This window comes from Shewanella sp. SM23, assembly GCF_025654295.1.
GTDB classification, from domain to species: Bacteria; Pseudomonadota; Gammaproteobacteria; order Enterobacterales; family Shewanellaceae; genus Shewanella; species Shewanella oncorhynchi.
This window is the reverse complement of record NZ_JAKKRM010000003.1, coordinates 124,557-137,073: the sequence shown is the minus strand read 5'-3', so window position 1 is coordinate 137,073 and position 12,517 is coordinate 124,557. Positions and strand designations below refer to the sequence as shown.

6 protein-coding genes are annotated in these 12,517 nt (G+C 41.3%); 3 read left to right on the top strand and 3 right to left on the bottom strand.

The genetic code is table 11. From position 1 onward, the window contains the following. The first annotated feature begins 239 nt into the window (after positions 1-239). The 3 genes from fadI (at position 240) to L5L98_RS05315 (ending at position 4,262) form a co-directional block, all read left to right on the top strand. The gene (gene fadI / locus L5L98_RS05325) at positions 240-1,550 is read left to right on the top strand and encodes an acetyl-CoA C-acyltransferase FadI (protein WP_014610833.1); all 1,311 of its coding nucleotides are present in this window, start codon (positions 240-242) and stop codon (positions 1,548-1,550) included. A gap of 5 nt (positions 1,551-1,555) precedes the next feature. Beyond that, entirely contained in the window at positions 1,556-3,682 is a 2,127-nt protein-coding gene (gene fadJ / locus L5L98_RS05320) for a fatty acid oxidation complex subunit alpha FadJ (protein ID WP_263139118.1), read from the top strand. Positions 3,683-4,061: 379 nt separating this feature from the next. Next, on the top strand, positions 4,062-4,262 hold the full coding sequence (locus L5L98_RS05315; RefSeq protein WP_263139116.1) for a hypothetical protein: 201 nt from the start codon (positions 4,062-4,064) through the stop codon (positions 4,260-4,262). Between the two features lie 385 nt (positions 4,263-4,647). Here the strand turns inward: L5L98_RS05315 and L5L98_RS05310 are convergent, their stop codons facing one another. From L5L98_RS05310 to L5L98_RS05300, 3 genes are all read right to left on the bottom strand, one after another. Then, complete coding sequence (locus L5L98_RS05310) at positions 4,648-5,055, bottom strand: hypothetical protein (protein WP_198572770.1); 408 nt, start codon at positions 5,053-5,055, stop codon at positions 4,648-4,650. Positions 5,056-5,164: 109 nt separating this feature from the next. Beyond that, positions 5,165-9,397 carry an EAL domain-containing protein gene (locus L5L98_RS05305; RefSeq protein WP_263139113.1) on the bottom strand — a complete coding sequence of 1,411 codons (4,233 nt, stop codon included), beginning with the start codon at positions 9,395-9,397 and terminating at the stop codon, positions 5,165-5,167. 284 nt (positions 9,398-9,681) lie between these two features. Further along, on the bottom strand, positions 9,682-12,471 hold the full coding sequence (locus L5L98_RS05300; protein WP_263139110.1) for an insulinase family protein: 2,790 nt from the start codon (positions 12,469-12,471) through the stop codon (positions 9,682-9,684). Between the last annotated feature and the right edge of the window lie 46 nt (positions 12,472-12,517).

Genomic DNA, 12,517 nt, shown 5'->3' with positions numbered 1-12,517 from the left:
GAAAATACGTGTGTGGGCTATAGACAACAGCTATGGTAAAGAATTCCCTTAGGGTTTGGCTAGTGTTAAAAAAACAAACAGGTGTTTAAAACTTGCTGACAAGAAGTTAGAATCAGATCACACTTTAATGGTCAGACCTGTTATTGGGCGTTTTTCGCCGTAAAACAATGGGTCAAACACGGAAATCGATAGCGCCGCCTGAAATCTCTCAGCGATTGCGCACATAAAGAGGGTGACAAATGAGTGATAGACAACAGGTTACGAACGCCAAGGGTGAACGTATCGCCATAGTAGCGGGTTTAAGAACGCCCTTTGCAAAGCAAGCCACGGCATTCCACGGTGTATCGGCGCTCGATATGGGCAAAATGGTGGTCAATGAATTATTGGCGCGCTCTGAACTCGATCCTAAGCTGATTGAGCAATTAGTCTATGGACAAGTCGTGCAAATGCCGGCTGCACCTAACATTGCCCGTGAAATCGTACTCGGTACTGGCATGAATGTGTCGACCGATGCCTATAGTGTCACTCGCGCCTGTGCAACTAGCTTTCAATCTGCTGTCAACGTGGCCGAATCTATCATGACAGGCAATATCGAAATCGGTATTGCGGGCGGCGCCGACTCTTCCTCTGTATTGCCTATCGGTGTATCGAAAAAATTAGCCCATGCGTTAGTCGATCTGAATAAAGCCCGTAGTTTTGGGCAAAAATTACAAATTTTCCGTCGTTTAGGTTTAAAGGATTTATTACCTGTGCCGCCTGCGGTGGCAGAGTACTCAACGGGCTTGTCTATGGGACAAACCGCCGAGCAGATGGCAAAAACCTACAATATTAGTCGCGCCGATCAAGATGCCTTAGCACATCGCTCACATACCTTAGCGAGTGAAACTTGGGCTTCCGGCCATTTGCGTGACGAAGTTATGGTCGCGCATATACCGCCGTATAAGCAGTTTATCGATCGTGATAACAATATCCGCGAAAACTCAGTATTGGAGTCATATGCTAAGTTGCGTCCTGCATTCGACAAACAACATGGTACTGTGACGGCGGCCAATAGTACGCCACTGACTGACGGTGCCTCAGCGATTATCCTGATGAGTGAAGGTCGAGCCAAAGCCTTAGGTTATCAACCTATTGGTTACATTAAGAGTTACGCCTTTAGCGCCATTGATGTGTGGCAAGATATGCTGATGGGGCCATCCTACGCGACGCCACTGGCGTTAAAACGTGCCGGAATGGAATTAGAAGATCTTACCCTGATTGAAATGCACGAAGCCTTTGCGGCACAGACATTAGCGAATATGCAGATGTTTGCTTCGAAAAAATTTGCCGAAGAAAAACTCGGCCGCAACCGCGCGATTGGCGAAATCGACATGAGCAAGTTTAACGTGCTCGGTGGCTCGCTCGCTTATGGTCATCCTTTTGCGGCAACGGGAACCCGTTTAATCACCCAAGTGTGTCGTGAGCTTAAGCGCCGTGGTGGTGGAACTGGCTTAACGACGGCCTGTGCGGCCGGTGGTTTGGGTGTGGCTATGATAGTGGAAGTGGAGTAATCGGCATGGAAAAGACCTTTAATTTAACCCGCCGCGACGACGGCATTGCCATTTTGACTATGGATGTTCCTGGCGAAACCATGAACACCCTAAAAGCACAGTTTGGCCCTGAAATCAGTGAGATTCTGGCTGAGATTAAAAGCGATCCTCATATTCGTGGGCTCGTGCTGATCTCGGGCAAGAAAGATTCTTTCGTCGCGGGCGCGGACATTTCTATGCTCGATGCCTGTAAAACGGCGGGCGATGCCAAAGCCTTATCCCAGCAAGGGCATGTGGTTTTTAATGAGTTAGAAGCCTTAAAAATTCCTGTAGTTGCGGCAATCCATGGTGCCTGTTTAGGTGGTGGTTTAGAGTTAGCCTTAGCCTGCCATCAAAGGTTATGTAGCGACGATGGTAAAACCATGCTCGGCGTACCGGAAGTTCAACTTGGCTTATTACCTGGCGGCGGTGGGACTCAACGTTTGCCTCGTTTAGTCGGCATTACCACCGCCTTAGACATGATGTTGACCGGTAAACAAATCCGTCCTAAACAAGCCTTGAAAATGGGCTTAGTGAATGATGTTGTACCGCAGACCATTTTGCTGCAAACCGCAGTTGAGATGGTGCTTGCTGGTAAACGTGCACCGAAACCTGTTAAAAAGTCACTCGTTAATCAAGTGCTTGAAGGCACGAGCTTTGGCCGTAACATTATTTTCGATCAAGCGACTAAACAAGTCGAAAAGAAAACCCAAGGTAATTATCCAGCACCAGCCAAAATTATTGACTGCGTGCGTCAAGGGATTGCGAAGGGGATGCAAAAAGGGCTAGAAGTCGAAGCGAGTCACTTTGCCGAATTAGTGGTATCAAAAGAATCTGCAGCGCTGCGCAGTATTTTCTTCGCCACCACAGAAATGAAGAAAGAAACCGGCGCTGAGGGTGCTACGCCGCGTAAAGTGAAGAAAGCGGTGATCTTAGGTGGCGGTTTAATGGGCGGAGGCATCGCCTCTGTGACTACCACTAAGGCTAAAATCCCCGTTCGCGTCAAAGACATCAGTGAAAAAGGTTTAAGCAATGCATTAGCCTACGCTTATAAGTTGTTGGATAAAGGGGTAAAGCGCCGCCATATGACGCCTGCTGCCCGTGACAACTTAATGGCGCTGATGACTACAACCACGGAGTATAAAGGCGTTAAAGATGCCGACATCGTTGTGGAAGCGGTATTTGAAGACTTAGCGCTTAAGCATCAAATGGTGAAAGACATTGAGCGTGAGTGTGGTGAGCACACGATTTTTGCGTCAAACACCTCATCTTTACCTATTAGCCAAATCGCCGAGGCGGCGACGCGTCCTGAAAATGTGATTGGTCTGCATTATTTCTCGCCAGTGGAAAAAATGCCGCTGGTGGAAGTGATTGCCCATGCTAAAACGTCGCCAGAAACCATTGCGACTACTGTCGTATTTGCCCGTAAGCAAGGTAAAACACCGATAGTGGTGCAGGATGGTGCGGGTTTCTACGTGAACCGTATTCTGGCTCTGTATATGAATGAGGCCGCGCAATTACTACTCGAAGGCCAAAGTGTTGAGCATTTGGATAAAGCTTTAGTGAAATTTGGCTTCCCTGTGGGACCTATTACTTTGCTCGACGAAGTGGGTATCGACGTGGGCGCAAAAATTTCACCGATCCTTGAGAAAGAATTGGGTGAACGTTTTAAAGCGCCAGCGGCATTCGACAAGCTTTTAGGTGACGATCGTAAAGGCCGCAAAAATGGCAAAGGCTTTTATCAATACGGCCAAAAAGACTCTAGCAAGAAAGCGAAAGTCGTCGATGAGAGTGTTTATGGCGTGTTAGGTATTAAGCCTGGCACCAATAAAGATGTAAAAGCGGTTGCTGAGCGTTGTGTCGTACAAATGCTCAATGAAGCGGTGCGTTGTTTAGATGATGGTATTATTGCATCGCCAAGAGATGGCGATATTGGCGCCATTTTTGGTATTGGCTTCCCGCCATTCCTCGGTGGCCCATTCCATTATATTGACACTTTAGGCGCCGCGAACTTAGTGCGAATTCTTGAAGGTTATCAAAGTCAATTCGGTAACAGATTCGAACCTTGTGAGCGCTTAAAAACCATGGCTCAAGAAAACGCGAACTTTTTCTAAGTTTCAGTGAATCTAAGTCATAGTTAATCTAGGTCTTAGTTAATCAAAATTGAACAAAAAAGCGGCAGTTTGTTGCCGCTTTTTTTATTGCCACAAGGCATGCTTTTGCCTAAAAAATGTTCACATTGGGGATGTGGATCTTGTATAATCCGAGCCCTTTATCGAGACTTCGGTGTTACCTGTTCTGTACTGAGAGCGTAGCGATGAATGAGTGTTGCTCGTTTATGCATAGTGCGGAAAACTTTTTATCCTGCCGTTAAAATGACGTATTTAACATGTGCATCAATCACCAAGACTACGCGAGTAGCATTCGCATTTTGATGAGGAATTAATTTCTCTACCTTTATGATTTATTTAGTTGTTTTTAAAGAGGTGGTTTGTGGTTTTGCTGGTTATCTTTATCGCATTAATCTCGGCTTGGTACTTCGGCTTAGCTGCATTTACCGCAGGTCTTACTGTTAAGCATTGGGTGCTGCTGGGTTTTGTGCTCGGGCCTCTGGCTTATCCGCTCTTTACGACACACCGCCATTTAGCTTTGAGGAAAATCCGTTGTAGTGAGGAAGAGATATTAAATAGCTAATTTATCAATCTGTTATGTAATTTACATGGCTACATGGCTACATGGCTACGTGGCTACATGGCTACATGGCTACGTGGCTACATGGCTACATGGCTACATGGCTACATGGCTATATGGCTATTAGTACTTTTTATATTCACTTAAAACTAAAGGGAGCCAATGCTCCCTTTATTGTTTCTAAGCCGCGCTAGCTTAATTAACTATCACTGTACATGAGTTAGACTCATGGCTACAGAACTTAAATTAGTTCCACCAACCTTTTGCTGAAATCACTTCAAGGTGATTCAAGCCTTCAGGCAACTTAACTTTTTTACGCGCTGGCTTGGATAAACCGAGTGCTTTTTTGATTGAATTCAGCATTTTAGCTCCTTAATAAAAATTTTTATTAAGCAAAAGTTGTTTCGGTAAAACGAACATTTGGTACCGCAGCAACATCAATTGATTTGAAGCGAACATTTGGTACTGCAGCAACTTCAGTTTGTTTGAAGCGAACGTTTGGTACCGCAGCAACTTCAGTTTGTTTGAAGCGGACATTTGGTACAGCAGCAACTTCAGTTTGTTTGAAGCGAACATTTGGTACAGCAGCAACTTCAGTTTGTTTGAAGCGAACGTTTGGTACGGCAGCAACTTCAGTTTGTTTGAAGCGAACGTTTGGTACGGCAGCAACTTCAGTTTGTTTGAAGCGAACATTTGGTACTGCTGAGAAGGTATCTATGCTATCTAAGGAAGTAAGATTGCTTACAGCAGCAAGCGATGATGTTAATGCTACAACAGTTAATATTCCTTTAATCATTCTAATTATCTCTCAGGGTAGTTAATATTGATTTATTATTGACACTAATAGCGCTGTTGCACTTGTTGTGCCAATGTTGTAAATCAAAATCAAATTGAGAGTTAAATGATTAAGTAATGTTGCTATTAGTGTTTGGCTTTACCATGTCTTCTTGAAGTAGCTGAGTAAATTCGGTCTCTTTTATGGCCTTGCTAAAAATATAGCCTTGAATTTCTTCACAGTTAAGTGCCCGTAAAATGTTCAATTGTGCTGCTTGTTCTACGCCTTCACCCACAACAGAAAGCCCCATGTTATGGGCGATGGTGATAATAGAATCGACCATTTTGAGATCGCGATCAGATTTATCTATATCGTCAACAAAGGCTTTGTCAATTTTTAAAGTATGAATAGGAAAGCGTTTTAAGTATGAAAGGGACGAGTACCCAGTGCCGAAATCATCGAGTGCTAAACTGACGCCCATTTTAGCCAATTGCTGCATGACAATAATTGCCGTTTCAGGCTGTTTAATGACGGTGCCCTCAGTTATTTCTAATTCAAGATGACATGCAGGTAGTTTGGTGAGTCTTAAAATTGACTCTATTCGTTGTTGAATATCGGGCAGAGCAAATTGACGTGACGATAAATTGACGGCGACTCTGCCGCTGAATATGCCTTGTTCACGCCATTTTTGCGCTGCGAAACAAGCCTTGCGTAAGACAATTTCACCAATTTCAACAATCAAACCGTTTTCTTCAGCAAGTGGAATAAAGTCATTGGGGGGAATTAAACCATGTACTGGATGATTTAATCTGACTAAAGCCTCCATGCCTGCAATTTTACCGCTTTTAAGATCAACCTTAGGTTGATAATAAACTTCAAATAGATCATCTTTTAAGCCTTCACGGATAAGATTTTCTATTTCTAATTGCCTAATTGCATGTTGGTTCAAGGACTCAGAATAAAACTGGTAGCAATTACCTCCCGCAGACTTAGCATGGTACATAGCAATGTCAGCCTTTCTCAGTAATGCTTGCTCGCTTTGTTCATCTTCTGGGAACAGCACGATACCAATACTTAATCCTAGGACTAGTTGTTCATTGCTAACGTCAAATGCAGGTTTTAGCCCTTCAATAATACGGTTAGCTATTGCTGCACTGGCGCTTATATCTGAACCCTTGTCTAATACAATGGCGAATTCATCTCCGCCTAGACGATAAATACTGGTATTTTTAGGAAGTAAGGACTTAATGCGGGTAGCAACGAGCTTTAATAAAGTATCCCCAATTTGATGGCCTAGGGAATCATTAATACGTTTAAAATTATCAAGATCAAGCACCATAAGCGCATGAGCTATTTCTCGATTCACTAGGTTATTTAAGGTCACTTGTAAGTTGGAGCGATTAGGTAGTCCGGTTAAGAGATCGTTATTGGTTAATTTTCTAAGTTCTTCTTCTTGCTGCTTACGTCTTGATATATCAGAAAAAACACCGACATAGTGTGATAATTCGCCTAACTCATCATAGATCGCATCGATAGTGAGTTCCATATGGAAGTGACTGTCATCTCCTCTGGCTGCTTCGACTTCATTTGCCCAGCGACCTTGCTGTTTTAACATGGTTCTAATTTGGATGGAGAAGGTTTCTGGATATAAATCAAATGTGAGTAAGTTGCCAATAAAATCAGTTCGATTACGCAATGAAATTTTACAGCAAGCTTCGTTGACTTCGACAAAACGGTATTCGTTGTCGAGGATAAACATACCTTCCGAAATGTTTTCAATTGCTTTTTCAAAGAGTTTTAGTTGTTCTTCCTTTTGTTTAAACTGACTAATATTTTTAATCGTTCCAGTCATTCGCAGGGCATTATCTTTGTCATCCCTCTCTACAATTTTGGCACGGTCTAAGATCCATACCCAATTGTCGTCTTTGCCTTTTACCCTATATGCGGCTTCAAAATGATCTGTTTCACCATAAAAATGCTTATTAAGCGCTTCACGGACACGTTCTTGATCCATAGGATGTATATTACTCTCTTCATCCGATTTTCCAGAACGATGCCCATCACGGGGAAATTCAAGAGCTCCCCAGATATTGGAGCGAAAAATATTGCCAGTTTCTATGTCCCAGTCCCACATTTCATCACCACTTCCCCAAAGGGAAAGTTTTAATCTTTCTTCGCTGAGCGCTATTTGGCGTTGCACTTCTCTTTTTCGTAATACAGCTTTAATAATAAAAAAAGTTATTAGCAATGTAGTTATGAAGTAAATTAATTTTGCCCAATAAGATAGCCACCATGGAGGCGATATATAAATGTTAAGGGAATTTACTGGACCTTTTGCTCCGGTGACAGGGTTTTCACCAAATACATTAAAAATATAATGACCAGGTGAGAGGTTTGTGTAGGTTGCAGAGTTTGTACCTTTTGCAGTAATCCATGTATCAGATAGGCCATTTAGGTTGTAAAAGTACTCAATATGTTTATGACTTGACTTCGGAGAGTTGAACTTCAATGTAAATGGATAGTCTGAATATTTTAATTCAATCATTTTTGATTTTGATATACTTTTTTCTAGTGGGTTATCGCCTATATTAACCGTTTTGTTAAATACTAAAAGCTCACTGATATTGGTGTTTATAACATTGTTTTCAATGTAAGATATTGCATTAGCTTTATTTATGGCACTAATGCCAGTTATTCCACCAAAAAAGAAACTGCCATTCCAGAATATCCCACTCTGATTATTGTATTCTTCTTGACTACCATAGTCAGTCGTTAGTGTTAGTAATTTCCCATTTCTGCTTAAAATCAATTCATTTATGGAAGATGCCATAAAGTCATTACTATTATCAATTGCGATTGAGTAAATTGGTTTGTTTGAGTTATAAATTTTATTGATTTCTAACGTTTCTTTATTAGTCGAATAGATTGAAGTTCTAGTTCCAAAAAGATATTCATTTGGTGTCTCAGTTATGCAATAAACAAAATCATCATCAAAAATTGTTTTTTCGTTGCCGTTAGTATCTATACTTACCAGTCCACCTTGAGTAGCAAGTAGAAGTGTGCCATCCAGAGTCTGTTGAATTTGGAATATTGGGTGCTTATTCTTTAGTGATAGTTTACGAATGTTTTTTCTATTTAGTAGATCAATTATGTATATGTCAGACTTACTTGTTCCTACAATTAACTCGGTTCTTTTTTGGTTTTTAAATAGAGTGACAATGCTATCGCTTAATATTGTTGTTTTTAAATCCCCATTAAACTCATAAAGGCCATTGTTACCTCCGATGATAAAAGAGTCTCTGTTTCTTATAATATATTTAGGTCCTGATATTTCTGTGTCTATTCTATCCTCGAAGATAAAGTTTGAATTATATATTTCTACTTCACTACTATCATCAGATGTCACAATTCGTTCATTGTCTAATAAGCTTATTGACCAGATATTTCCGATAGGGTTTATTAGGGACTTTACAACATTGCTGCTGTCTCTGATTAGAATGAATCCCATATTTAATGAAGGAATTATTGTATAGTTATTCGTCCTGTAGGCTTGAATTTGATTAGTGATTTCTTTCTTTTCTAATACATAACCTTTTGATGTTACCTCTGATGATTCAAGGTTTGTTTGTATTACTTGACCATCAATCACGGCTAGACCTGTATACTCACCAGCAAGAAATTTCGGTATGTCTTCTGATATTTTTTTATAAATACCATCTGATGTTAAAATATAAACTCCACTTTTGCCTTTTACTATGTCTACAGATTGTAGGGATAAAATAGTAGTTGTTGAATCTTCGTGATAATGAATAATTTTACCATCATGATTTCTTACAATGTAGCCGTTATTAGTCTTAATTGCTTTCTTTATGAAGCTAAAGCTTTCATCTTGATATGTTTTTATTATTTCTAAATTATCTTTTCTAATATCAATGATCTTATTTTTAGTACCTATAGTATAAATTTCACCATTGTCATTTATAGACCATATGGCTTCATTTATTTGTTCCTGTTTTTTGAAGGATTCAAGTTCTGAGTCGTAAATATTTAAACCATTGTCAGTTCCAACTAACATTGTTTTATTGTCAAATAATAGGCTTTGAATAAATGAACTAGATAGACCAGAGTGATCATGTGCAAAAAAATGCTTAAATTCTTCACCGTCGAATCGATTTAATCCGTTCAAAGTACCAATCCAGATGTAACCATCATTATCTTCAATGACCGATGTGACTGTACTCTGGGATAGGCCTTCTGGGACGCCATAAGACTCAGTTTTTAAAGCTATTGGTAATTGTTGCGCTTCTGCGGTCGATAGGGAAATAGCTAGAAGAAAGAAAATTCTCAAGAGTGCTTTAGGCATAGTGTTTGTTCTTATTATCCGAGGATGCCATGAAACAATTGTGTTACATCACTTTTCCAGAAAGTGAGCGGTTTGTCAAAGTGGAGTCTGCAGAAAATCCTTTTAACAGCATGTAGATGCAGTAAAATTGTTCGGTGCTGAAGTGGTAGAACATAGGCTAGCCATGTTTTACATCAGGATTACGCCCAACACTGAAAGATACGACTATAGTTGGACTGATTTGTAGCGGTTCTGTTTGTTTACCTAACTTTGCTCACAAATGTGTGAGCAAAAGTGTTTTTTGTTTAGAAATTAAACTTTTCTGCCGTTTGCTTAAAAACTTTAAGATCCGTGATCATTTTGTCTGACATCAGCGCGGCTTGGGTTCTGTGTTGTTCACCTGTGCTAAATAACACTAAGCGATCGCTGTGCTTAGTACGCATTTTACGCATCATGAATTTGAGTAAATCAGTGCGGGTGAGCTTAGTGATTTCGTCTACGACGAGTTCTCTTTGATTAAATTGATAATCTCTATTGCCGACACTGACCCAATAACGTTGACTGCGAGTTTTGAGGTTCGCGTCGTGCTCCATGATTTGATTAATCAGACCTACCTTTGTGCTTTCCCATTCTTCGTTGGTGATTTGCATCACTGCATAATTAAAGTCGGCAATAAACTCGTCGATGGCCTCTAATAAATGCAGTGGCCCAGTTGTAGGTGACTGAATATAGAAAATAAGTCCAGGATGACGATTGAGCGGCAGGTAACCTGTGCCTACCATATAGCCCAACTGTTTTTCAGTACGCAGCTCATGGAAGAAGGTGGACGACATAGTGTGATTCAGTAAGCTAAATAGCGCCATTTTTTCAGGTGTTGCCACGGCAGATTGGTAATACACAATAATTGCGCTATCTTGATGATCTATTGCGAGCTCTCTCAGTAACGTGCCTTGGCCTGTTAAATTCACTAATTCTCTGGTGGACTCTGCACTCGGCGTCGAAACTAAAGATAAAATGTGCTCTAAACGTTTGCCGAGAGCTTGTGCTTCAGAGACTAACCAATCCCCATAGACTAACCCTTCAAGGTAGATCTTTTCGTAGAAGGCGCGTACATGGTTATGTAAATCTTCTAGGCTAATATCTTCCAACATTTGTGCCATGCGTGCTGGTTCATAACTGCTTTTTTGCAGAGTAACAGTCAGGCTAGTAAATAATTGTGAAATCGGTTTAGCCTGTGTCTGATTCTGCCAACTGCGCAGTAGCTGAGATTTTATGAGGGCAAAGCGCTCTTCGGTAAAATTGCGCTCTCTGGCTTTATGGATTAATAGCGCTAATAACGTTTCTTGATTGCCGGTAAAGCCCGATAAATGCAGTGTAATTCCGCCTTGATGCGGATAAATGTTATAGCTTAATCCAGCAACTTCGGCCTGATAGGTTGGCTCGGTTAGATAATCGAGTAGCATTTCAACATATAAGCGGGTGAGGGCGGCATGCCTTGGCGTTTTACTTGCCTGCTCTGAATCTAGCGATAAATACATGTGACCTTTTGGCACATTAAACTCATCATCTTTCTTATGCCAAATGCGGTATCCAGTTGATTCTGCAACTATCACTGGCACGTCAACATCGCTCTTATCCGGACGGGCAATCGAGTCGGCGACAATAAAAGGATTTGCAGCCGGTAGCTGTAATTCAGGGCGAATATTGTTCACTTGCCAACGAGCGAGGGACTGTGGCGCAATTGGGCGGACTTTGTACGGTGTGTGATACCAGTTAGCTTTACGATCGGTTTTAACCGATTGGGCGATAAGCTGCAGGCGCATATTCTGTGGCACCATGAGCTCAAGTAGCTCAATGGTTTCAGGGATATCCAGCCCATCCATCCGATAATCGCCAAAGACCAAGTCTTCGATCTCATAGTGATGCATATTGATGCTGAGATGGCTGGCTAAATCGAGTGATTTAACTTGCTCTTGATAACGAAACGCCATTTTGAGCAGGTTTGCACGCTCCAAATAACGCCATTCATCTAAGCCTTGGGTTTTGATAAGTTCAATATACTCAAAACAGCAGCTGATAATTTCATCGAGATTGCCTAGCCCTTTATCGGTTAACTGTAAACCGATACTGTAATCCTTGAAGTTATAACCATTTACACCGCCGCCCGCAGACAAGTTGTTCACTAATCCTTGTTCTTTCAGATACGACAACAGACTGCCATGACTCTCATTGCCTAAAATATGGCTGATATAAGTCAAAGGCTTACGTTTGTAGTAGTGATCAATTCCTGGGAAATTAAAACTGATGCTTAAGCGTTTTTGCTCCTTAAGCGGCACAATATCGATTTGCCTCAACAGTTCTTTTTCTGAAAATAGTGGTACTTGAGGATAGTTTTTCACTAAGTTCAAGTTTCGGATCCCACTAAAATAGTGGCAGGCTAAATCTTGTAATTCATCAAGGGAAAGCGGAGCGACTAAGCACAAGGTCATTAAGTTGGCGCTGTAATGGCTTTGATAGAAATCGAGTAATTCACTACGTACCTGTGCCTGTTCTCCGCCTAAGGTGACTAAGTTACCCACGGAAAATTTCGAAAATGGATGCCGTGGGTTGACTGTCTCTTTGAGTACTTGATAGGTCCGACGGATATCATCTTTTAGCTTTAAACTAAATTCAGATTCAATAGCTTGGCGTTCTCTATCGACTAAATCTAAATCAAATTTTGGGGCGATAAAAAATTGGCTGAATCTGTCTAAGGAGTCGGCAAACACTTCTTCATTGATGGTGAAAAAGAAGTTAGTGTGCTCTGTGCCCGTCCAAGCGTTATTGCTGCCGCCATGCTGATTAATAAAGGCGTGATACTCGCCTGAGTCTGGGAATTTCTCAGTACCTAGAAAGAGCATATGCTCTAAAAAGTGCGCCATGCCGGGTCTATCTGCGGGATCATCAAAATGACCCACGCCTACAGCCATAGATGCGGCAGCTTGGCTAGCATCTTGATCTTCAACCAATAACACCCTGAGCGCATTATCTAATACAAGATAACGATACTGGCGGTGATCATTTGGACTTTTATATATGGACTGAGAGGCTTGCAAAGAGACACTCCGGTAACGATAGCTTGTTATATATTGATAGTCTTAA